This window comes from Pseudomonas sp. CFII64 (assembly GCF_000416235.1).
In the GTDB taxonomy this organism is placed as follows: Bacteria; Pseudomonadota; Gammaproteobacteria; order Pseudomonadales; family Pseudomonadaceae; genus Aquipseudomonas.
Map to the genome: position 1 here is coordinate 50,440 of NZ_ATLO01000020.1, position 21,298 is coordinate 71,737.

The 21,298-nt window shown below is 56.5% G+C and carries 22 protein-coding genes; 5 read left to right on the plus strand and 17 right to left on the minus strand.

The window, feature by feature from the left end; translation table 11 throughout:
- Nucleotides 1-9: 9 nt before the first annotated feature.
- The 4 genes from CFII64_RS10585 to CFII64_RS10600 all read right to left on the minus strand — a co-directional run bounded on the left by CFII64_RS10585 (nucleotide 10) and on the right by CFII64_RS10600 (nucleotide 3,515).
- A complete protein-coding gene (locus CFII64_RS10585) occupies nucleotides 10-1,119 on the minus strand; it encodes a flagellar basal body P-ring protein FlgI (protein WP_020290765.1) in 1,110 nt (369 codons plus the stop codon).
- A gap of 13 nt (nucleotides 1,120-1,132) precedes the next feature.
- A complete protein-coding gene (flgH, locus tag CFII64_RS10590) occupies nucleotides 1,133-1,846 on the minus strand; it encodes a flagellar basal body L-ring protein FlgH (RefSeq protein WP_044901290.1) in 714 nt (237 codons plus the stop codon).
- A gap of 93 nt (nucleotides 1,847-1,939) precedes the next feature.
- Nucleotides 1,940-2,728 (minus strand): flagellar basal-body rod protein FlgG, encoded by a 789-nt coding sequence (gene flgG, locus CFII64_RS10595; protein WP_020290767.1) that lies wholly within the window; start codon nucleotides 2,726-2,728, stop codon nucleotides 1,940-1,942.
- Between the two features lie 46 nt (nucleotides 2,729-2,774).
- Nucleotides 2,775-3,515, minus strand: a complete 741-nt coding sequence (locus CFII64_RS10600; protein ID WP_020290768.1) for a flagellar basal body rod protein FlgF — start codon at nucleotides 3,513-3,515, stop codon at nucleotides 2,775-2,777.
- Between the two features lie 308 nt (nucleotides 3,516-3,823).
- Between CFII64_RS10600 and CFII64_RS10605 the strand changes: the two genes are divergently transcribed.
- Nucleotides 3,824-4,015: a hypothetical protein gene (locus tag CFII64_RS10605; protein ID WP_020290769.1), complete on the plus strand. Its 192-nt coding sequence runs from the start codon at nucleotides 3,824-3,826 to the stop codon at nucleotides 4,013-4,015.
- A 26-nt stretch (nucleotides 4,016-4,041) separates the two neighbouring features.
- Here CFII64_RS10605 and CFII64_RS10610 read toward each other — a convergent pair whose 3' ends face one another.
- The 7 genes from CFII64_RS10610 to CFII64_RS10640 form a co-directional block, all read right to left on the minus strand.
- On the minus strand, nucleotides 4,042-5,790 hold the full coding sequence (locus CFII64_RS10610) for a flagellar hook-basal body complex protein (protein ID WP_020290770.1): 1,749 nt from the start codon (nucleotides 5,788-5,790) through the stop codon (nucleotides 4,042-4,044).
- Nucleotides 5,791-6,009: 219 nt separating this feature from the next.
- The gene (gene flgE / locus CFII64_RS10615; RefSeq protein WP_020290771.1) at nucleotides 6,010-7,344 is read right to left on the minus strand and encodes a flagellar hook protein FlgE; all 1,335 of its coding nucleotides are present in this window, start codon (nucleotides 7,342-7,344) and stop codon (nucleotides 6,010-6,012) included.
- A 28-nt stretch (nucleotides 7,345-7,372) separates the two neighbouring features.
- A complete protein-coding gene (gene flgD / locus CFII64_RS10620) occupies nucleotides 7,373-8,050 on the minus strand; it encodes a flagellar hook assembly protein FlgD (RefSeq protein WP_020290772.1) in 678 nt (225 codons plus the stop codon).
- A 15-nt stretch (nucleotides 8,051-8,065) separates the two neighbouring features.
- Nucleotides 8,066-8,509 (minus strand): flagellar basal body rod protein FlgC, encoded by a 444-nt coding sequence (gene flgC / locus CFII64_RS10625; protein WP_020290773.1) that lies wholly within the window; start codon nucleotides 8,507-8,509, stop codon nucleotides 8,066-8,068.
- Between the two features lie 3 nt (nucleotides 8,510-8,512).
- On the minus strand, nucleotides 8,513-8,920 hold the full coding sequence (gene flgB / locus CFII64_RS10630) for a flagellar basal body rod protein FlgB (protein WP_020290774.1): 408 nt from the start codon (nucleotides 8,918-8,920) through the stop codon (nucleotides 8,513-8,515).
- Between the two features lie 422 nt (nucleotides 8,921-9,342).
- The gene (gene cheR / locus CFII64_RS10635) at nucleotides 9,343-10,170 is read right to left on the minus strand and encodes a protein-glutamate O-methyltransferase CheR (protein WP_020290775.1); all 828 of its coding nucleotides are present in this window, start codon (nucleotides 10,168-10,170) and stop codon (nucleotides 9,343-9,345) included.
- 103 nt (nucleotides 10,171-10,273) lie between these two features.
- Entirely contained in the window at nucleotides 10,274-11,206 is a 933-nt protein-coding gene (locus CFII64_RS10640) for a chemotaxis protein CheV (protein WP_020290776.1), read from the minus strand.
- An 80-nt stretch (nucleotides 11,207-11,286) separates the two neighbouring features.
- On the opposite strand from CFII64_RS10640, the gene flgA reads away from it, so the two are divergent.
- The 4 genes from flgA to CFII64_RS10660 all read left to right on the plus strand — a co-directional run bounded on the left by flgA (nucleotide 11,287) and on the right by CFII64_RS10660 (nucleotide 13,884).
- Nucleotides 11,287-12,045, plus strand: a complete 759-nt coding sequence (flgA, locus tag CFII64_RS10645) for a flagellar basal body P-ring formation chaperone FlgA (protein ID WP_044901291.1) — start codon at nucleotides 11,287-11,289, stop codon at nucleotides 12,043-12,045.
- 182 nt (nucleotides 12,046-12,227) lie between these two features.
- Nucleotides 12,228-12,542: a flagellar biosynthesis anti-sigma factor FlgM gene (gene flgM, locus CFII64_RS10650; RefSeq protein WP_020290778.1), complete on the plus strand. Its 315-nt coding sequence runs from the start codon at nucleotides 12,228-12,230 to the stop codon at nucleotides 12,540-12,542.
- A gap of 49 nt (nucleotides 12,543-12,591) precedes the next feature.
- A complete protein-coding gene (locus CFII64_RS10655) occupies nucleotides 12,592-13,056 on the plus strand; it encodes a flagella synthesis protein FlgN (protein ID WP_020290779.1) in 465 nt (154 codons plus the stop codon).
- Between the two features lie 81 nt (nucleotides 13,057-13,137).
- Nucleotides 13,138-13,884 (plus strand): flagellar brake protein, encoded by a 747-nt coding sequence (locus CFII64_RS10660; RefSeq protein WP_044901294.1) that lies wholly within the window; start codon nucleotides 13,138-13,140, stop codon nucleotides 13,882-13,884.
- A 122-nt stretch (nucleotides 13,885-14,006) separates the two neighbouring features.
- Here CFII64_RS10660 and CFII64_RS10665 read toward each other — a convergent pair whose 3' ends face one another.
- From CFII64_RS10665 to CFII64_RS10690, 6 genes are all read right to left on the minus strand, one after another.
- Nucleotides 14,007-15,401, minus strand: coding sequence for an MFS transporter (locus CFII64_RS10665; protein ID WP_020290781.1), 1,395 nt, complete (start codon nucleotides 15,399-15,401; stop codon nucleotides 14,007-14,009).
- 56 nt (nucleotides 15,402-15,457) lie between these two features.
- Nucleotides 15,458-16,699: a glutamine synthetase family protein gene (locus tag CFII64_RS10670; protein ID WP_177325411.1), complete on the minus strand. Its 1,242-nt coding sequence runs from the start codon at nucleotides 16,697-16,699 to the stop codon at nucleotides 15,458-15,460.
- 421 nt (nucleotides 16,700-17,120) lie between these two features.
- Nucleotides 17,121-17,843, minus strand: a complete 723-nt coding sequence (locus tag CFII64_RS10675) for a TylF/MycF/NovP-related O-methyltransferase (RefSeq protein ID WP_020290783.1) — start codon at nucleotides 17,841-17,843, stop codon at nucleotides 17,121-17,123.
- The gene (locus CFII64_RS10680; protein WP_020290784.1) at nucleotides 17,840-18,706 is read right to left on the minus strand and encodes a hypothetical protein; all 867 of its coding nucleotides are present in this window, start codon (nucleotides 18,704-18,706) and stop codon (nucleotides 17,840-17,842) included. Before CFII64_RS10680 ends, CFII64_RS10675 begins: the two co-directional genes overlap by 4 nt.
- 98 nt (nucleotides 18,707-18,804) lie before the next feature.
- On the minus strand, nucleotides 18,805-19,497 hold the full coding sequence (locus CFII64_RS10685; RefSeq protein ID WP_020290785.1) for a sensor histidine kinase KdpD: 693 nt from the start codon (nucleotides 19,495-19,497) through the stop codon (nucleotides 18,805-18,807).
- Nucleotides 19,494-21,098 carry a tetratricopeptide repeat-containing response regulator gene (locus tag CFII64_RS10690; protein ID WP_020290786.1) on the minus strand — a complete coding sequence of 535 codons (1,605 nt, stop codon included), beginning with the start codon at nucleotides 21,096-21,098 and terminating at the stop codon, nucleotides 19,494-19,496. Before CFII64_RS10690 ends, CFII64_RS10685 begins: the two co-directional genes overlap by 4 nt.
- Nucleotides 21,099-21,298 lie beyond the last annotated feature (200 nt).

Sequence of the window (21,298 nt, forward strand, 5' to 3'; positions counted from 1 at the left end):
CGCGGTTCCTCAGATCACGATCAGGTCGGCTTGCAACGCGCCGGCCTGCTTGAGTGCTTCGAGAATGGCCATCAAGTCACCGGGCGCCGCGCCCACCTGGTTAACCGCCCGAACGATTTCATCCAGTGTGGTGCCCGGGCCGAACTTGAACATCGGGTGCAGCTCTTGTTGCGCGTTGATCTTCGAACGCGGCACGACCACCGTCTGGCCGCCGGACAAGGCGCCGGGCTGGCTGACAATCGGGTCTTCGGTGATGGTCACGGTCAGGCTGCCGTGGGTCACGGCGGCTGGCGACACTTTTACGTTCTGGCCAATGACGATGGTGCCGGTCCGGGAGTTGATGATGACTTTGGCGGAGGTCTGACCCGGATCAATCTCAAGGTTTTCCAGCACCGACAGGTAATCCACGCGCTGGCTCGGATCCAGCGGCGCGGTTACCCGCACGGAGCCGCCGTCCAGCGCCTGGGCAACACCCGGGCCGAGCAGATCGTTGATCTTGTCGACCACGCGCTTGGCGGTGGTGAAGTCGGAGCGGTTCAGGTTCAGGGTCAAGGTGTTGCCCTGGTTGAAGCCGCTTGGCACGGCGCGCTCAACCGATGCGCCACCCGGAATTCGCCCGGACGACGGAACGTTGACAGTGATTTTGGAGCCGTCACGACCCTCGGCATCGAAGCCGCCCACCACCAGGTTGCCCTGGGCGATGGCGTAGACGTTGCCGTCGACACCTTTCATGGGCGTCATCAGCAACGCACCGCCGCGCAGGCTTTTCGAGTTACCAATGGACGACACAGTGATGTCGACCATCTGCCCCGGTTTGGCGAACGGCGGCAAATCGGCATACACCGCCACGGCGGCGACGTTCTTCAACTGCACAGTTCCGGAACCGGTGGGCACCTTGATGCCGAACTGCGCCAGCATGTTGTTGAAGGTCTGCAGCGTGAACGGCGTCTGCGTGGTCTGGTCACCGGTACCGTTAAGGCCAACCACCAGGCCGTAGCCAATCAATTGGTTGGTCCGCACACCGGAAATACTGGCGATGTCCTTCAAACGTTCGGCGTGAGCGCCGAACGTGGCGGACAACAGCAGTGCGGCCGCTATCAGTTGCTTGAGCTTGATCATGTCTATCCCGCTATCAGAAAGGGAACAACGGGCTGAGGAAGAACCGATCGAACCACCCCGGCTGACTGGAATCGGCGAACGAACCGGTACCTGAATAAGTGATGCGCGCATCCGCCACACGAGTGGAGGAAACGGTGTTGTCAGTGGCGATGTCGTCGGCGCGGATCAGGCCGGCAATGCGCACCAGCTCGTCGCCGGTGTTCAGGGTCATCCACTTCTCGCCACGTACCGACAGAATGCCGTTGGGCATCACATCGGCGACGGTCACGGTGACCGAACCGGTCAAGCTGTTGCTCTGCGCTGCCTTGCCATCACCCTTGGTAACCCGGTCGCCGGTGTAACCGGCATTCAGGCTCAGATCGCCGCTGCCCAACGGGTTGTTGGTGCTCAGACCGGCACCGAACAACGAGGTCAGGCCAATGCTGTTGCTGCTGTTCTTGCTGATCCCGGAACTGGCCGCCTTGCTCGCCGCCATCCGCTCGGACAGAGTAATGGTGATGATGTCACCGACCCGATAAGCCTTGCGGTCGCCATACAGGTTCTGCTCAAAGCCCGCCTGATAGATCGAACCGTTGTTCGCCGCAGCAGGCAACGGTGTGCGCGGCAACACCGGCGCGTAGTAAGGGTCATTAGGCTTGGAAGCCGGGGCAACGCAACCCGTCAGTAGCGCGATTCCACAAAGTGGAACGACTAACAGAGAGAGCCGCAGAACAGGAAGCCGTTTCATGACACTTAAACCTCGCGGTGTAGCAGACGCTTAATCAGGCGCCCTATCGGATTGAGCAGGTGGTGCAACAGGCCGGATAGATCCATCAGGGCCTTACAGGTTTTGCGTGATGTTTTGCAGCATCTGGTCAGCCGTCGAGATCACTTTGGAGTTCATCTCGTAGGCACGTTGGGTGGTGATCATATTGACCAGTTCCTCAACGGTGCTGACGTTGGAGTTTTCCAGGGTGTTCTGCAGAACCGGACCCAGACCATTGAGGCCAGGTGTGCCAACCTGCGGTGCGCCGCTGGAAGCGGTTTCCAGAAACAGGTTGCCGCCCTGAGCCTGCAGACCGGCCGGGTTGATGAAGTCGGAGGTCTGGATGTTGCCGATGACCTGCGGCGTAGCAACAGCGCCCGCCAGGGTGATCGACACCGTACCGTCCTGCCCGACCGTGAAGGTCTGGGCGTTCTGCGGCACAACGATCGCTGGCTCCAGGGCGTAGCCGTTGGAGGTCACGATCTGGCCGTTGGAGTCCAGGTGAAAGGTGCCGTCACGGCTGTAGGCGATGGTGCCATCAGGCTGCATGACCTGGAAAAACCCACGACCATTTACAGCCAGGTCCAGCGGGTTATTGGTGGTTTGCAGGCTGCCGGCGGTGAAGTTTTTCTGGGTGCCGACGATCCGCACACCGGTACCCAATTGCAGGCCGGACGGCAATTCGCTGTCCTGGGTCGACTGGGCGCCAGGCTGACGTTTGATCTGATACAGCAGGTCCTGAAACTCGGCGCGATCACTTTTGAAACCGGTGGTCGACACGTTGGCCAGGTTGTTGGAGATGGTCGTCAGGTTGGTGTCCTGAGCGGCCAGACCGGTTTTGGCGACATATAGTGCAGGAAGCATTGTTTCTCTCCTCGTGCGTCGGATTATCGACGCAAGCTGTCAATGGTTAGCCAACCTGCAAGACGCGAGCCATGGACTCGTCGTTGGTCTCGGCGGTCTTCATCATCTTGACGTGCAATTCAAATTGGCGGGACAAGGTCAGTACCGAAGTCATCTCTTCAACGGCGTTGACGTTGCTCGCCTGCAGGAAACCTGATTCGACCTGAACAGTGGCATCTGCCGGCGCGGCAGCCCCGTTCTTGGTGTGCATCAGGCCATCAGGGCCTTTTTCCATATTCTTGATGTCAGGCCGAACCAGCTTGATGCGGTCGATCTGCGCCATGACTGTTGGTGTTTCACCCAGGGAGCGAACGCTGATCGTGCCGTCGGCGCCGATCTCGATCTGCTGCTGCGGCGGCACGGCGATAGGACCGCCGTTGCCCATAACCGGCAAACCGCTGCCATCGCGCAACACGCCGAGGGCATCGATGTTCATGCTGGAAGTGCGGGTGTAAGCCTCGCCACCATCAGGCGTCTGCACGGCAATCCAGCCATCGCCCTTGACGGCGACGTCGAGGTCGCGACCCGTGTCGATCATTGCGCCGCCACTGAAGTCAGTCCCTGGACGCTCGCTCATGGCGTAGGCACGCGATGGCTGAACGTCACCAAATACCGGCATCGACCGCGCCTGTTCAAGGTCACGCTGGAAACCGTTGGTAGAAACGTTTGCCAGGTTGTTGGCATGGGCCTTTTGCGCAATGGCGTTTTCCGATGCACCGCTCATGGCGACGTATAGCAACTTGTCCACAGTCTTCCTCCTCTGACAGACGCTTGCCGCCTGTAGCTGTTCTGATAGGGACAAAGCAATTATCGAACCAACTTGTCGGGCCTGGTACAAAGCACTGATTCGCCAGCAATATCGGGCGCAGATGCAGCCTTGGGATAAATCGGCAGCACGGACGCGGCGGCAGACTGCCGCATTTGGCCAAATCCAGCGGAGCCGCCGCCAAAAAAACTTCGTTGAAGCGCCAGTATTGGAGCTATCAAAGTCCCTCACGTACCGCCGCGTAATGATAGGCTTGGGCACAGCGCACTCTGCAGCGCAGCAGGTACTTCATGAACAGCCGCATTGGCCTCACACTGATCATCGCAACGCTACTGGTGCTCGGCCCTATGAGCGCCCACGCCCAGACCGCCCGCTATTACAAATGGCAAGGCGCAGACCGCGTAGTCTGCGCGCAAACCAGCCCCGGCAAGGGCTGGACTCGTTTGCACGGCGCATTCATCAAATCGGATTGCTCGATCTGATAGCGACAGGGCCAATCACCTTTTTGTCAGGTGGACTGGATCAAGGTTTGCAGCACCGTGACCTCCGTCGAGATCGCCTTGGAGTTCGCCTGATACGCCGTCTGCGCCTGGATCAACGCGATCAACTCTTCGCTGAGCTCAACATTCGAACCCTCCAGCGCCCCGCCGATGATACTGCCCAGCGTACCCGCTCCGGCGGTGCCGTAATTGGCGATCCCGGATGCATTGGTTGCAGTCCAGCGCGAATCGCTTTGCGGTTGCAAACCCTGCTCGTTGGCAAAGCTGGCCAGCATGACACGCCCGATATTGCGGGTCAGGCCGTTACTGAACGAGGCCCGCAGCGTGCCGTCGCGCTCCAGAGTGAGCCCTGCCAACGCGCCCGCCGCGTGACCATCGGCTTGAGGCGAAGTTCGTGCCGTCACAGCGCTGTATTGGCTGAGTTTGCTCATATCGAGAGTGATGCCGTCAGCACCGGCAACTGCGCCATTGGATAACCACTCCTCACGCTGAGTGCCACGATCCCGCGCTCTGGCCGGCACCCAGCCTTGGAGCTGAAGCTTGCCGTCGCCACTGGCCATCAACCCCGGAGAACCGGTGATCGACCGTAACGAGCCATCGGTTTCGAACACGATATTCGCCGTCAGCGGTTGTTTCGAGCCGGGGTCCATCGGATTGCGGCCGTTGACCAGCAGCTGCATCTGCCAACTGTTCACGCCATCCTTGATGAAGTATTGCTGGAGCTCGTGTTTATTGCCTTGGCTATCAAAGATGCCGGTAGGAAACGTATTGGTGTAGGTTGTGATATCGGAGGCATCAAACAGCGGAACGGGCCGTATCATTACCGGATCACTGTCATCCAGCGTATTGAGCGCACCCTCTTTCAGAGACAGGGAAACAGCGCCATTACTGGGGGCTGGACTGGCACTCCACGAACCCCCGATTTGTTGTGCGGGCTTCCAGCCATTCAATGTGAACGCTGTGTCCGAGACTTTTCTGATATGTTCGGTATTGCCGGAATAATTGACCGTCCCATCCGCTGCTTTATTCAATGTCACATGCAGCGCGCTGGTGCTGGAAGGATCAATCGGATTGCGGCCATCGATCAATACATACATTGACCACTGACCTTCATCCGTCTTGACGAAATACTGGCTGAGTTGATGATCCGCGGGAGGCACAGCACCCACTCCTTTGTCCTGAATGGTTGTCTGTGTCACTTTGGTATAAGTGGTCGCATCCGCTGCATCAAACTTGGGCAGCGCTGCCAGTGATTGCGATGAAGCGTTCAGGTTGATCGTGTCCGAGATCCGCGTGGTGAACGTCGGTGCCATGGTCGAGGTATCGATCCTCAGGTCGGTACGAATTCCATCAACAATTTCGCCCTTCTCATTGGCTGCATAGCCTTGCAAGCGCCCGCCTTCGCTGTCCACGATAAAATCGTCGGCATCCTTGAGGAACGCCCCGGCACGGGTATACGCCAAAGCACCGCCATCACTGACCACAAAGAATCCGTTACCTTGAATCCGCATATCCAGCGGCCGGCCATGGGTGGTCATGGAAGTGCCTTGATTGAAGTTCTGCGACACATTGGCCAAACGCACACCATCACCTACAGCGCTGCGCCCATTGCTTAAATGTGCCGACGAATAAAGCGCGGCGAACTCTGCGCGAGATGACTTGAAACCGAGCGTCCCGACATTGGCAATATTATTACCGGCCACTTCAAGCCTTTTATTGGCAGCGTTGATACCACTGATAGCAACATTGAACGACATGAAAACTCCCGAACCGCAACCACGGCACTTTTATTAAGGAGTTTTTATTGTCTCAGCAATGCAAGTAGGAAATTTCCATATAGATTGTGCGACAGCTCTATAAATTCAGATGCTACCTCTATATTCATCGCCGTTTGTTTTTGGACTAATATTGCAATTCCAGGTCATAAAAAAACCTCTCCGAAGAGAGGTTTTTGATCCATCAATCCAACCCTGTTATCAGGTCATCTGAATAGTGGTCTGCATGATGGTGCTTTGAGTCGAAATGGTTTTCGCGTTCGCCTGATAGTTGCTCTGCGCTTTAATCAGGTTAACCAACTCGCCGGTCAGGTCGACGTTGGAATCCTCCAGCGCCTGGCCAGTGAGGTAGCCCAGCGTTCCCGACTCCGGCACACCGCTGACCGGCACGCCCGAAGCAAAGGTTTCGCGCCAGTTGGTGCCGCCGGCAGGTGCCAGGCCTTGCACGTTGGCAAAGTTGGTCAGCGAAACCTGGCCGATCACCTTGGATTTGCCGTTGGTGTAGGTCGCGAACAGGTTGCCGGTGGCATCCACGCTCATGGCGCTGATCTGGCCAGTAGCGTAGCCGTCCTGATCCTGAGTGATCAAACCCGATGCCGAAGCGGTCTGGGTAGCGGCCATCATGTTCAGCTTGATGCTGGCTGCACCGTCGGCGCCATTCAGAGCCCAGGTAGCGGTCGTGCCGGTACCAACCTGAACACCAGGCTTCCAGCCATCCACCTTGAACGTGCCATCGGTATTGAGACCTACGGCGCCAGCGACGACAGGAGCGCCGACACCACTGGTGATCAACGCGCCCGACGAGTCGAAGGTCAGGTCAACCTTGTCGGTCTGAGGATTTACCGCAGTAGTCGGGTCGGTGATATTGCGGCCGTCGACCAGCGAGTACATGGTCCACTTGTTGGTATCGGTCTTCACGAAGTACTGGTCAAGGGTGTGGGCATTGCCTTGAGTATCGTACATCGGGGTGCTGTATTTGACGTTGTAGCTCTTGGTGTCGGTCGGACTGAACGTGGTCACCGCTGGAATCGCTTCCGACGAGTTAAAGTTCGCCTTGTTGGTGATCGAAGTGGTTGTTTTTGGCTCAAGGTTCGACGAGTCGACCTTGAGATTGCTCAACGCACCCACCACCACGTTGCCGTTGGCATCGACGTTGTAGCCTTGCAGATTCTGGCCGGAGCTATTAACGACAAAACCTTCCTTGTCGGTATGGAATGCACCCGCACGGGTGTAGAGCTTTTCACCGTTGTTGCTGAGCATGAAGAAACCATTACCGTTGATCGCCAGGTCCAGGCTGTTGGCCGTACCGGTGGTCAAGGAGCCCTGGGTGAACTGCTGCGACACGGCGGCGGTGGTTACGCCGCTGCCGACGTTGGTCTGGCCGGACGTCCCGCGAATGGATTGCGCGTATTGGTCGGCAAACTCCACACGGGAAGACTTGAAGCCCGTGGTCGCGACGTTGGCAATGTTGTTGCCGGTGACGTCGAGACTTTTGTTTGCCGCATAGAGCCCACTAAGACCGATATTGAATGACATGTAACACTCCTGCGCCGTCTAGTCGGCTCTAAATTCCGATTGTTTGCACTTTGGACAAAGCGATGCTGCTACCGCCGGCCAGATTAAGCGTCATTTCCCCACCATTGGTGGAAGTGGTCACACTGTTGACCGTAGCTGGCAAGTAAGTGGCCAACGAAGTGCCCTTGCCATCAATACTGCCGCTCGCGACAAAGCTATAAGTGCCGGCAGGTGCCGCTTCGCCGTCGCTATTGGTGCCATCCCACGTGAAGCTGGTCTTGCCGGCAGGCTGGGTACCCAGGTCCACCGTGTCGACCAGGTTCATGCTGGTGTCGTAAATCTTGACCGTCGTGGCGGTGGAAGACGATGGAACGACAACCGTACCGGTCATGCCCTTGGTGGTGTCAACGGCTGTGGAACCTGCTTCCACGATCACCGAGCGGCCAACCAGGGACGACGCCTGCAACGCTTGCGACGACTTGTAGCTGGTGGCAATCGAATCGACCGTCGAGGTCAGGTTCTGCATGCTTTCCAGGCTGCTGAACTGCGCCAGCTGGGCGACAAACGCCGTGTTGTCCTGCGGATCCAGAGGGTTCTGGTTCTTCATCTGTGTAACCAGCAGCTGCAGGAACGCATCCTTGCCCAGCGCGGTACCGGAGTTGGTCGCGGTAGGTGTGGGGTTCTGCAGGGAGCTGAGAAATGTTTTCGATACGTCTTCAATGGCCATCTGTCTCGCCCCTTATCACTGACCGAGGGTCAGGACTTTCTGCATCATGGTTTTGGCGGTGTTCATGAGCTCCGCGTTGGTCTGGAAAGACCGACTGGCAGAAATCATGTCAGCCATTTCTTCGACAACATTGACGTTGGGGTAGTAAACGTACCCGTCCTTGTCGGCGGAAGGATGATTTGGCTCGTAACGCGCTTCAAGGTTGGAAGCATCTTCGATAATTCCGGAGACCTGCACACCCTGCCCGGCTTCGCCCTGATCCTGAAACAACGATCCGCCACCGCTGTTGCCTTGCCCCTGCATCACGGTGGCAAACACCGGATGGCGTGCCCGGTAAGTCTGGTCCATGCTCGAAGACACGGTTTCGGCGTTGGCGATGTTACTGGCGGTGGTGTTCAAGCGAGTGGTCTGCGCACTCATGCCGCTGCCGGCAATATTGAAAACGTTGGCTAGAGACATGAATTACTCTCCGCGAAGGGCTGCAACCAGCCCTTTGAATTTGCTGTTGAGCAAGGTGAAGCTGGCCTGGAAACCAATGGCGTTTTCGGCATAGCTGGCCTGCTCGACCTGGGCGTCCACGGTGTTCTGATCCAGCGATGGCGCAGAAGGCGTGCGGTACATCAGCGAACCGTCAGTGTTGCCCACGCCGTCAGCTTCAATGTGACGACTGTTGGTCTTGTTCAACGCAAAGGTGCCGCTCTTGACCTTGTCGTTTTCAGCGGCCAGCACAGAAGAGAACTCCAGATCACGAGCCTTGTAATTTGGCGTATCGGCGTTGGTGATGTTGTTGGCCAGCACTTCGGCGCGCTTGGCGCGGAAGTTCAGGGCCTGCTCATGGATACCTAACGCTTTATCGAAGCTGATGCTCATGTCGGGAAACCTTTACCGGTTGACCAGATTTTACGTATCAGTGACAAAGCAATCAGCGTGCCAGTTCGTAATTCCCCGTAAACCAAGGGCCGGAGGCCTGTCATGGCACGGCAATGTCAGAAAAGCGGCAAGGTGTTTCCGCTTTGCGGGGCAAATGCGGCAAGCAGAGCGCCGTAATTTTGCCATTGCCGCCCTCGCTCCAACAGACAGGGTGCTTTCATCGCGATGTCGGCCAGCACACAGGATCTGTAGGACCGGCTTTAGCCGGGAGGGCGGAAGGTGTGACGACGCAACTGCTGCGAATGTCCCGATTTCCTCCCGGCTAAAGCCGGCCCTACGGGTTGCGTGATGAGGACGGTATCTACCGCATACAGCCCAAAGAAAAAGGGACCCGAAGGTCCCCTTTCATTGATCAGGCCGATTTACTTGGTCTGGTAGATAATGCCCGGGCTGCACTGAACCATCTGGTAGTGATCCGGCAGACCGTTGAGCGCTTCGGAGGCGCCCAGAAACAGATAACCGCCGCGCTTGAGCGTGCCGTGAATGCGCAACAGGATGTCTTTTTTCACTTCGGCAGAAAAATAGATCAACACGTTGCGGCAGAACACGATATCGAATTTGCCCAGGCTCGCGTAGCTGTCCAGCAGGTTGAAGGCACGAAACTCGACGCGACTTTTGATCGGCGCCTTGATCACCCAGCGGCCCGGCGTCTTCACATCGAAATAACGCTGCAAGCGGTCTGGAGACAAGCCCCGACCGATCGCCAGACTGTCGTACTCGCCCGACTTGCAATTGGTGAGCATCAGACCGGACAGGTCGGTGGCAACAATTTGCACCCCTGCCTTGAGCTGTCCCGGATTGCTGCGTTCGAACTCATCAATGGTCATCGACAGCGAGTAAGGTTCCTGACCGGACGAACACGCCGCCGACCAGATGCGCAAACGCTGGCCGGGGGCCGCCTTGATCGACTCCGGCAGCACCTTGTTCTTCATGACTTCGAACGGATAGGTATCCCGAAACCACAAGGTTTCGTTGGTAGTCATGGCATCCACCACCTGCTCGCGTAAACCGCTGCGAGGCTGGGTCTGAATGCGCTGAATCAACTCACCCAGGGATTTTATGCCTTGTTGCTCCATCAGCTTGTTGAGACGGCTGGAAACAAGGTACTGCTTGTTCTCACCCAGCAGGATGCCACAGGCTTTTTCCAGAAAGACCCGGAACTGTTCGAAATCCAAATTACCCGTAGACAAAGATGCCGCCTCTCAAATCATGTGAACCACTGGGGACGACGTCCCCAGGGTCTGTTGCCGTTCAGCGCAAGCCACGTTGTCGGGCAGTGCCAAAGCGGCAACCCTAACTGTTATCTGCTGCCTTGATCCGATCCACAACCCTGGCCGCGAGATCATCCGGTCGGAACTTGGCAAGGAAATCATCTGCGCCGACCTTCTTCACCATAGCCTGATTGAACACGCCGGACAGAGAAGTATGCAAAATGATGTGGAGCTTTTGCATCCGAGGATCATTACGAATCTCGGCAGTGAGTGTGTAACCGTCCATCTCCGGCATTTCGATGTCGGAGATCATCATCAAAAATTCTTCTTCAGGCTTCTTGCCTTCATCGACCAGCTTGCGCAGGTAATCCAGCGCCTGTCGACCGTCGTTCAGCGCCACGACCTCGACACCGACCGTTTGCAGGCAGCGACTGACCTGTTTGCGCGCCACCGAAGAATCATCGACGGTCAGAACCTTGAGGGAAATCGCCTTGTGCTGGGTTTCCGTATCGATCACACCCGCAGAAACCGCCTCGGAAATCGGCGCTACTTCAGCAAGAATTTTCTCGACATCGATGATTTCCACTAACTGATTATCGACCCGGGTAACGGCCGTCAGGTAATGGTCGCGACCCGTTCCCTTGGGTGGCGGATGAATCTCTTCCCAGTTCATGTTCACGATGCGTTCGACCGAATGCACCAGGAAGCCCTGAACCTTGGTGTTGTACTCCGTGATGATCACGAACGTATTGTCCAGGCTCATTTGCCCTGACGAGCCTGTCGCCATGGCCAGATCGAGGATCGGAATCGTTCCACCGCGAATACTCGCCACACCGCGCACGATGCGGTTGGACTTTGGCATCACGGTAAGCTTGGGGCACTGCAGCACCTCCTTCACTTTGAACACGTTGATCCCATACAGTTGCTTGCCGTCGAGACGGAACAACAACAGCTCAAGGCGATTCTGCCCAACCAGCTGCGTGCGCTGGTTCACCGAATCCATTACACCGGCCATGCTCCGACTCCCCTTCAAAAGCAACCGATCACCACTCCACCCCATTTGGGAAGCGGCACGGCCCTTGCTTTTTATACGTTATGAACACAGAAACGACAATTTCCCGACACATATCTCTCAGAAAACGCAGCTTATTCTGTGTAATGGCAGCACTGTGCCTGTTTAGCCTGGCCGGTTTCAGCCGCGCCGACACTTTCACACTGCCTGAACAGCTTATCGGCGTCACTCAGGGGTTTCTTGAATTCACTGTTGAAGACTACCTGGCGACCAATCAAATCGAAGGCCGTTCGGAAATCGAAGTCAAGCAGCTGGATCCTCGCACACGCATGCCGTATTGCGACAAGGATTTGACAGCATCACTGGAAAGCCCGAAGCCAGTCGGCCGCGTCAACGTCAAGGTTCGCTGCGAAGGCACATCGCCCTGGACGGTGTTCGTGCCCGCACAAGTCCACCTGTTTCGTAACGTCGTGACGGCCGTGCGGCCCCTCAAGCGCGACAGCCTGGTCAGCGAAGACGATGTGGCCCTGCGCGAGCGCGACATCGGCCAACTAGGGCAAGGTTTTCTCACTTCTCTGGATCAGGCCGTCGGACAGAAAACTGTCCGACCGGCGGTAATGGATCAGGTTCTTTCCCCTACATATCTGGAACAGCCGCAACTCATCCACAAAGGTGATCAGGTGGTGATTATTGCGCGCAGCGGCACTCTGGCGGTTCGCATGCCCGGTGAAGCCTTGTCGGACGGTGGGCTCAACGAGCAGATACGCGTGCGCAACCTCAACTCGAAACGGGTCATAAAAGCCAGCGTAACCGGCGCCGGACAAGTGGAAGTGCCTATGTGAATAGCCATGCAAATAACTGACTGCTGGTAGAGAACGCTGGTTTTTTCTAGACTGCGAAACAAGTCCCGTAATGTGAGGTCCATTCTCACGTGCGTTTCACATGCATTTCGCATTCGGACTAAAGTTTTCGTGGATTTGGTCGAAACCATGGCAAGCGTCCAAATACCCAGAGGTTTTTTATCATGGTCATTGATTTCAGCAGGCTGAACAACGCGCCATCGGTGGGCAGTACAACGCGCACCAGCAGCACCAAGGAAACTGGCAATACCGAATCTGCCTCCGCCGGCGCAGCAGTTGAAACTGGCAAAACCGGAGAATCCGTTCATTTGAGCGGCGAGGCTCAACAGTTGAAAAAAATCACCGATACGTTGCGCGATCAGCCTGCTGTCAATAGCGCCCGAGTGGCGGAGTTGAAGCAGGCAATTGCAGACGGCAGTTATCAGGTGGACAGCAACCGGGTGGCCAGCAAGCTGCTCAATTTCGAAGCCCAGCGCTAGCCCGGAGCTCGCGGTGGATTTTCTGGACGCTTAAAAACCAGAGCATGCGATGCAAGACACTACTTTGCTGCAACTGATCACCGATGATTTTGTGCCCGCCCGGCAATTGCTTGAGCTTTTGCAGGCCGAATCGATTGCGCTCCACGGTCGCGACATGGTCGAGATGGAGCATATTCTCGCGCAGAAACAGGCAATGGTGATTCTGCTTGAGCAGCATGGCCGCAAGCGTAGTCAGTTGTTGGTCGCCATGGGCTTGAGTCCGGACCGCAAAGGATTGGTTGAGCTGGCGAGTCATTCGGCAGTCGGCGAAGAACTGGTCAAGGCCGGCGATGAACTGAGCGCGCTGATTATGCAATGTCAGGCGGCAAACGAAAATAACGGTGGCTCGATTCAGCATCAACAAATCACGACGGCTCATCAGCTGAGAATATTGACGGGCGATACGCCAACGCTTTATGACAGCCGCGGCTCGACATCCGGGCGCGCCAAGCCAAGGCCACTAAGCCAAGCGTAATTTCTGTATCAAGGCGCTTTGCATGCTGGCAAAATGCCCGCCATTGCGTTGCTGTCGTATTTTGCCTGGAGATGGAAAAAAGTGAATGGCTCAAGCGCGGAAGATGCTCCGCAGCCCCCAAAGGTTTTAACTACACCTTTGGAAATTGCCGCCAACCTGCGGCAGTTACTTGAAAGTCATGATCCGTTGATCATTACCTTTCATGAGCGCACCCAGCGTTTTCAAAGCTACCTGATCGAGGTAGATCGCGAAGCCAACACCATGGCTCTTGACGAAATGATTCCCCGCGACGGTGAACGCTTCCTGACCAACGGCGAGCCCTTTCGCGTCGAGGGGTTTCATGATGGCGTGCGTATCGCGTGGGAAAGCAGCGGCCAATTGACCATTTCGGACAACGACGGTCAGCGGCTTTACCGCGGCGCGCTGCCCGAAGAAGTGATTTATCACCAGCGTCGCAACGCCTTTCGTGCCGCACTCAAGCTCGCATCACTGGTCAATGTCGAAATCGGCGGTGACAAGCTCAAGGCACCTCTGGGCGGCAAACTGCTGGATATCTCCGCGACTGGCTGCAAGCTGCGCTTTGAAGGCGATATCTCGGAACGCATCCAACTGGGCCAGGTCTACGAGCGGTTTGCCGCACAACTGCCGTTTGGCACCATGACTGCACCGGTGGAGTTGCGTTACCTGCATTTCGAAGAAAGGGTCAACACCACGTTTGCCGGTGTGCGCTTCCACAATATGAGCGGGCTGGTGCAGCGCCAGGTTGAACGCTTCGTCTATCAGCTGCAGCGTGAAGCGCGGCGGTTCGACAAGGACGACGACTTCTAGATAACGACTGTCCTGGCAAAAACAGACAGCATGAAAAAAGGCGATTGCGCTCCATCCGCAATCGCCTTTTTTGCGCCTTCAAAATCAGCAGGGTAGCTGCCGATCAACTGGCCCCTTTTGCCTCAAGGCCGGTTTATCTCCTCACCCTCCAGCTCAGCCACGGTTTCTGATTTAGCTGCACCTTCAGGCTCGTCTTTGGCAGCCGTTTCGGCGGTCGGCACGACAGGCTCTTCGGGCGCAACGTCCGGATCAATCGTCGTTTGCATCTGATCCTGAACCACCTGCTCATCGACCCGAGGGTCAAGTGCTACAACCAATGGCGAACTGGACATGCTGTCCGGCATCGCCACGTGATGCAGCGGCGCATTGTCGACCTGGTGAATGTGCGTCACAGCCTTTGGCCGGATCAGCACAACCAGAACCAGCCCGGCAAAGCTGACAAATGCATAAAGCATGTTGCCGCCAAACATCTTCATCAAGACGCCCGCCGCCAATGGACCGATGCTGGCGCCGATGCCGTAAGTCATCAACAGCATGGCGGTCAGTGACACCCGGCGTTCGCCCTCGACGTGGTCATTGGCAAAGGCCACAGCCAATGGGTACAAGCAAAACTGCACCAGCGACGCGACGAAGCCAATGATGAACAGCGCTTCGATAGGCACGCTCGGCAGTACCGCCAACGGCAACGCGGCCACAGCCAGGACGCCGGCAAAACCGCGCATCAGCCTTGCCCGGTCATAACGGTCAGACAACAGCCCCAGCGGCCATTGCACCAGCAACCCGGCCAGAATGCAGAAACCCATGAACAAACCGACCTGCTCGGTCGACAGACCCTGCTCCGCCGCATACACCGGCGCGAGACCGTAAAAAGAACCGATGATCAATCCAGCGCCCAGCACCGTGGTCAGCGACTGTGGCACACGCCCGATAAAAAACCGCGGCTCCAACGGCGCGGGGTGCATGGGTGCCGGGTGAATGCTGCGGGTCATTGCCACTGGCACCAGGCACAACGCGAAGCACAGGGCGACCAGCATCAGCAGCTCGAGACCCAATTGTGGATGGACAACAAGGATCAACTGGCCGAGCACCAGGCCGAGGTACGAGGCGATCATGTAACCGCTGAACACCTTGCCCCGCTGCCTGGCTTCTGCCTGCTCGTTGAGCCAGCTTTCGATGACCATGTATTGGCACATCATCCCCAGGCCGACAATCATCCGCAAAAACAACCACGCGGGCAGGTAATCGATCAGGCCGTGGCCCAGCACGGCTGCGCCGACAATCCCGGCACAGGTCGCGTACGCGCGGATATGGCCAACGCGTCCGATCAGCCGGTGACCAATCTTGCCGCCCAGCACCAAACCAAAATAGTTGGCCGCCATCAGCGCACCCACCCACAGGCTGTCTACCTGATCAGCCGCAAGGCGCAACGCAAGGTAAGTACTTAAAAGGCCCGAGCCGATCAACATCATCAGCGAAGCGAAGTAGAGCCCTTGAAAAGATTTCCAGATTTGGCGCATCGACGTTCCAAAAATAAACAGTCACCCGCACGGGGGTGACTGCAAAACAGCGGTTCTTAAGCCTGGGCGGCCAGAACACGCCGCTCCCAGGGGGTAATTTCGTCGAAAAAGCTGGTCAGCTCCATCGTCTTCGAAGCGATGTAGCCTTCGATGAATTCATGACCAAACAGTTCCTTGGCCAATTGACTGCGTTTCAGACGTTCCAGAGCAGCATGCAAGGTACATGGCAGTGACAAATGGTCAGGCACATGAATTTCCCCCTGTACGGCAGCGTCTGGTTCCATCCCGTGCTCGATGCCATGAAGGCCTGCAGCAAGGCTCGCAGCAATCGCCAGATACGGATTGGCATCCGCTCCCGGCAAGCGATTCTCCACACGCCGCGCTTCTGGCGCACTGGCGGGAATGCGCAAACCGGCGGCCCGATTGTCATGGGACCAGCACGCGTTGTTGGGCGACGCGTATGGATGACACAGTCGCTGGTAGGAATTCACATTGGGCGCGAACAATGCCGTGAGATCTGCCATGCAGGCCTGCTGCCCACCCAGAAAATGCCGGAACATGTCGGTCGGCAAACCATCATCTGCAGTAAACACGTTGCGGCCCGACGCGGAGTCCACGACGCTCTGGTGTATGTGCATCGAACTGCCAGGTGTGTGCGCCAAAGGCTTGGCCATACAGACCACGATCAAGCCATGCTTGAGCGCCACTTCCTTTAGCAAGTGCTTGAACATAAACGTCTGGTCGGCCAACAGCAAAGGGTCGCCGTGCCACAGGTTGATCTCGAACTGACTGACGCCCATTTCATGCATGAACGTATCGCGGGGCAAACCCAGCGCGGCCATACAGGCATAAATCTCGCTGAAAAATGGCCGCAAGCCATTATTTGAACTGATGCTGAAAGCAGAGGATCCATCCTCCCGGCGTCCGTCCAGACCGGCAGGCGGTACAAACGCGCGGGTCGGATCCGGGTTGGGAGCGAAGACAAAAAACTCCAGTTCTGTCGCCACCACGGGTGACAGACCGTGCCTGGCATAGCGCGCGATCACCGCCTTCAATTGCCCGCGCGTCGACAGACTGCAGGGCTGACCACTCAGTTCTTCGGCATCACAGATAGCCAAGGCTCGCGGTTCGGCACTCCATGGCAGACGATGAATCTGCTGCGGGTCGGGGATCATCGCCAGGTCACCATCATCGCTGCCGTAAAAGCGCGACGGCGGATAGCCGCCCATGATGCACTGCAGCAATACGCCTCGGGCCATTTGCAATCTGCGACCTTGCAGAAACCCTTCGCCGGTCATCACCTTGCCGCGGGCGATGCCATTCAAATCGGGAGTAATACACTCAACTTCATCAATGCCCATCAATCGCTGCGCGAGTGAATTTTGGCCATCGCGGGTCATGACTCGAATCCTTCGTTTTCAATGCAGGCCGACTCTGCGGCAAGGCGTACAAAATACGCACCAGCCGTTCGGAATTTCAAGCACTCAATGCTCATCTACAAGACTTCGGGCAAACGGAGCCGCGAACATGCGCCAAAAAGCTACCGGTTCTGAGAGGTCCAACTACCCGTAGTTTCACGGCGAAGCGGCAGGTTCTGCGGGGCTGGATGCTGAAGGGACACACGTGAATGATGCCGGGCGGACTGGTTGGTTATTTTGATTCGCAGGGTACTAGCCTGCGGCTCCTCGACGCGGAGGTCGGGGAGCCAGAACAGTTGAATCAGATCCGGAAGTACCCGACACACGAGTCAAACGGCAGGCGCTTGAGTTCGACCTTGTTCAGATCCAGCACTTCACGCAGCGCGCTCGTCTCTCCGGGGAAGTTACGATAGGCAACTTCGTCCAGCACCACGATGGCACCTTTCGGCATGAACGGCAGGAAGGTTTCCAGCGCCACTTTCGTCGACGAATAGAGATCGGTGTCGAGAATCAGCATGGCCACGACCAGGTCCGGGCGCGTCTTGGGGAACGCCGGGACGGTCTCCATGATGTCACCTTTGATGATCTCGCAACGCGGGATGCGGTTGACCGGACGCACCAGATCGTTGGCATCAATCATGTCCTGAATGATCGACTCATCGGTATCGGAAAACATGTTCTCATTGATATCGGTCGGATCTTGTTCAGCATCAATACTTGCAAACCCGGAGAACGTATCAAAACCGATGATGGAACGATTGATCGCGTAAGGCTCAAGAATCATCGACAGCTGCATGTACAGCATCAGGGAATTACCCTTGTACACGCCGCACTCGATGATGGCGCCCGGAATATCCTGGACCATCTTGAACAGCTCGATTCGTGACAATGCAGCGGTTACGGCAATTCGGTTGGCAAACACAAAAGGTGCATCAGCCACGTATTGGGAATCTACCCGCTTGAGGACGTCGGCACGTTTTTCGTTGTACTCGGCCTCGGGTCCCGTTAGGCGCCGCTTGGTCATTGGTTGACTCCCTGAAAATGCGAAAAATCGCTGACGTGAATGAGTTCTTTGAAGCCGGCTTCCGCGTCCTTGGCACCACTGTCGACATTTACTGCACCGTTGCCGGCGAGCAAATCCGCAATATGAACCAGACGAAAGTCGACACTGAAGCGGGTCTGCGCAGTGTAGTTAGGCACTGTGCCGTGAAGATGTGAGCCAGAGAACGTTATGATTTCCCCTGCATTGGCGGCAATCCGGATCTCCGAAGCAGTGGATATATCTTCAAGAGGAACCGGATGAACGCGAACTTCCTCTTTCACGTTGTCCTTGGCCAACGAACGCTGCACGTTAATCCAGTTGGACAGGTTCCAGTCGGCTGAAGAGTTCTTCACCGGGGCAGCGAAGTAGGCGGGATTGATCATCATTGTCTGGTCCGGCTGGATCGTATAAACCGGCATCCAGGTATTGATCTGACAATCTGAACCGCCGTACCAGGTATCGCGATGTGGCTTGTAGGCGTAACTGACGCCTGCGTGCAAATAGTTATAATTCGGCACCACACGAACTCGTGGCACATCAAAGAGATATTCAGCAGGATCAGCGCCTATTTCCAAAACGAAACGGCGGATCATCTCCTTGACCTCCAGGCAGTTGGTGAACTGACCTTTGAGGTGCGTGACCAGCGTTACGAACTCCTCAACAGGCATCATCGTGTGCAGTGCCTGATGATCGGTCTCGCCCTTGAACGCTGCGGTAATGCTATGGCGGGCAAAATCGCAAAGGTCGACGGGGGCCTGAAGATTGGTATTCAGAAAGATGTCACCGGAATATACGGCCTTGCGGAAGTCTTTCTTGTTTTGGAGCTGGTTGATAAACAAGTTCACGTTTGCCTTCCTAAAATCTGCACCTACTCAATCATCGGCTGGAGCCAGACAAACTTAAGAGTAGCGAGGGGCCAGCCTAGCTACCGTCGGCCCGCTGTTCACGGCAGGTAAATGCTGAATAATCCGCCACCGAGACTGCCACCGTTTGCGATTTCGATTCGACCCTGAATGCCGTTCCGCTCATGGCTCTCGGCGATACGCGCGGCGAAATACAGACCGAGTCCGGTGCTGCCACTGGCTTGGTTGATGCCTTGCACGTAATCGGATTGTCGCTCGAGCATTTGCAGCGGGTAACCGGGGCCGTCATCGTTGATTGTAATGACCAGGCCGTCAGGCGCTTCTGCGACGTTTATCACCACGGTCCGGCGAGCAAAACGGATCGCGTTGATGATGATGTTGGCCACAACCGAGCCGATCAATTCACGATCAAAGAAGCCCAACGGGTTCGAGCTGTTCACTTTATATGTCGCGGTGATCCCGCGACTGCTTAGCACCTCATGATGCAGTGCCAGCTGCGCTTCGATAAAGTCATCGAGTTCGTGATAATCCGGGCGCAATGGCAACTGATTGACACCCAACTTGTACAAGCCAAGCAACTGCACCAGCATTCCATTCAAATTGGCGAATTCATAGTCGATCACGCCGTGTTCGGGAGTGTCACGCTGCGCATCGCTAAGTCGGCCTGACCATTGGCCATGCGCCTGTATGAGCGTTGCTAGGGCATTTTTCATGTCATGCACCGTAGAGGCAATGACCATGGAAAAATCAAGACCGGTATCCATTTCGCTCATGCGCCGAATGCCCTGCTTTGTAATTTCTGGAATCTGTCATATCGCGGATCGCTGTCAGGCATGTTGCCGACCATCTTCAGGCAGGTCTGACACTCCTGCAGGTTGGCAGCGTCCGGAGTCGAATCCTTGGCATGCAGCAACGACTGCGCCAGGTTCAACGCGATACTGATGTTCTTGGGTTGCAAGGCCAAAGCATTGCGGAAAAAATCCCGAGCCTGGGGCAGGCTACCAGCCTTGTAGCTGCGAACGCCCTGTAGATTGAGGTCCATTGCTGCTTTGCCAGCACCCAGAATCGCAGGGTCGTCGGTCTGCTTTGCGATACTTTGCATAACCGCCGGGTCATCGCCATAGATCTCGGCGCAGCTCTTGAGCACATCGGCACCGGCATCCTCCTGCCCCAGCTTTTGTAATTGCGCAGCAACTACCAACGCCGCGTCAGCGCTAAGAAACTGGTCCATGCCTTGCAGGCGTCCCATCGCATCTTCAGTCAACTTCGCTGCAGCTTCAGGATCCGACAATTGCAGGCTGGTGGCCTTCATCAATCGGGTCCGCACCTGGAGGCCCTGGTCACTGCCATGCTCCTTGGCGACCTCGCTCAGCGTCTGATTGAGCTCTACCCTGGAACGCGAATCGAGGCCCTGATCACCATTTTTGCTGATCAATGCCTGGGCGAATCCCAGATTAGCCTCTGGATCCTTGAACCGGGAATGTTGCCCCTGAGCCACTGCATGCCGATAAGCTTTGGACGCACTTTCGAAATCTTCGTTATCAAGGGCCAACTTGCCTAACAATCGTTGCCGGCGCACAGCCAGCGGTGACAAGCGCACGGCAGCCTCCAGCACCTCCTGCGCGCGCTTGGAATCGCCACGAGCCACCAATACGTCGGCGAGCCCATCGTAGAGCGCCGGCATGGTCGAAAACGCTTTCAACGCTTGCTCGAAGACCAACTGGGCCTCACTCACCTTGTTGCGCTTGAACAGTAGATTGCCCAGCGCTGCGTAGGCCCAAGGGGTAGCCCGGTCGGCAAGAATACTCTTGAGAAAGGCTTCCAGCGCATCATGCTGATTCAGGTCGCGCAGGGCGTCGGCTTTATAACGCAAACATAAAGGCGCATATCGCTGATCCTGATTTATAAGAGCAGTGCAGGCGGCCAACACCTCGGCTGGCTTGCCTCGATCCAGCGCCTGAAGGATAGGCTTGAGCAGGGTCTTGCGCTGGACAAGCTTTTCGAGACGCTGGGCCAAGCCTGCACGATTGAAAGGTTTCGTCAGATAAGCGTCCGGTTCCCATTCAAGCGCACTCATGACCATTGCCTGACTGTTTTCGGCGGTCACCATGATGAATACGCTTTCATGGCTCAACAACTTGTCGACCATGAGATCTTCCAGGACATGCTGGCCGTTTTTCTTGCCGTCACCAAGATTGAAATCGTGCAGAACAAAATCGTAACGCTTCTGCGCGCACATGCGCAGCGCCTGCTCGCCCGTGTCTGCAGTATCGACATCCTTCACGCCCAACTCGCGCAACATCGATCTGACGGAACTCCGGAAATCAGAGAAATCATCGACGATAAGAAAGCTTTTTTGGTTGTACGCCAGCATCGAGATTCCTGTCGCGAGGAGTCAAAAAAAGGTCATTCCCTAGCGCGATGCAAGAACGGTTCCAGCTTGGTGAGTCGGCAGTTTTCTAGATGAAGTGACTGCCTGGGGGCACATCAGCGGGGGACGATACTCATCGTCGCGCCCAACGCTGATATGACGTGGCGAGAAATTTCCGAGCAGACAAACAAAACCCCTGAACG

Excerpts from the sequence above, each read along its gene's own strand:
- CFII64_RS10585 (WP_020290765.1), bottom strand. The coding sequence starts at position 1,119 with ATGATCAAGCTCAAGCAACTGATAGCGGCCGCACTGCTGTTGTCCGCC.
- flgH (WP_044901290.1), bottom strand. The coding sequence starts at position 1,846 with ATGAAACGGCTTCCTGTTCTGCGGCTCTCTCTGTTAGTCGTTCCACTT.
- flgG (WP_020290767.1), bottom strand. The coding sequence starts at position 2,728 with ATGCTTCCTGCACTATATGTCGCCAAAACCGGTCTGGCCGCTCAGGAC.
- CFII64_RS10605 (WP_020290769.1), top strand. The coding sequence starts at position 3,824 with ATGAACAGCCGCATTGGCCTCACACTGATCATCGCAACGCTACTGGTG.
- CFII64_RS10610 (WP_020290770.1), bottom strand. The coding sequence starts at position 5,790 with ATGTCGTTCAATGTTGCTATCAGTGGTATCAACGCTGCCAATAAAAGG.
- flgE (WP_020290771.1), bottom strand. The coding sequence starts at position 7,344 with ATGTCATTCAATATCGGTCTTAGTGGGCTCTATGCGGCAAACAAAAGT.
- flgD (WP_020290772.1), bottom strand. The coding sequence starts at position 8,050 with ATGGCCATTGAAGACGTATCGAAAACATTTCTCAGCTCCCTGCAGAAC.
- flgC (WP_020290773.1), bottom strand. The coding sequence starts at position 8,509 with ATGTCTCTAGCCAACGTTTTCAATATTGCCGGCAGCGGCATGAGTGCG.
- flgB (WP_020290774.1), bottom strand. The coding sequence starts at position 8,920 with ATGAGCATCAGCTTCGATAAAGCGTTAGGTATCCATGAGCAGGCCCTG.
- CFII64_RS10640 (WP_020290776.1), bottom strand. The coding sequence starts at position 11,206 with ATGGCCGGTGTAATGGATTCGGTGAACCAGCGCACGCAGCTGGTTGGG.
- flgA (WP_044901291.1), top strand. The coding sequence starts at position 11,287 with ATGAACACAGAAACGACAATTTCCCGACACATATCTCTCAGAAAACGC.
- flgM (WP_020290778.1), top strand. The coding sequence starts at position 12,228 with ATGGTCATTGATTTCAGCAGGCTGAACAACGCGCCATCGGTGGGCAGT.
- CFII64_RS10655 (WP_020290779.1), top strand. The coding sequence starts at position 12,592 with ATGCAAGACACTACTTTGCTGCAACTGATCACCGATGATTTTGTGCCC.
- CFII64_RS10665 (WP_020290781.1), bottom strand. The coding sequence starts at position 15,401 with ATGCGCCAAATCTGGAAATCTTTTCAAGGGCTCTACTTCGCTTCGCTG.
- CFII64_RS10670 (WP_177325411.1), bottom strand. The coding sequence starts at position 16,699 with ATGACCGGCGAAGGGTTTCTGCAAGGTCGCAGATTGCAAATGGCCCGA.
- CFII64_RS10675 (WP_020290783.1), bottom strand. The coding sequence starts at position 17,843 with ATGACCAAGCGGCGCCTAACGGGACCCGAGGCCGAGTACAACGAAAAA.
- CFII64_RS10685 (WP_020290785.1), bottom strand. The coding sequence starts at position 19,497 with ATGAGCGAAATGGATACCGGTCTTGATTTTTCCATGGTCATTGCCTCT.
- CFII64_RS10690 (WP_020290786.1), bottom strand. The coding sequence starts at position 21,098 with ATGCTGGCGTACAACCAAAAAAGCTTTCTTATCGTCGATGATTTCTCT.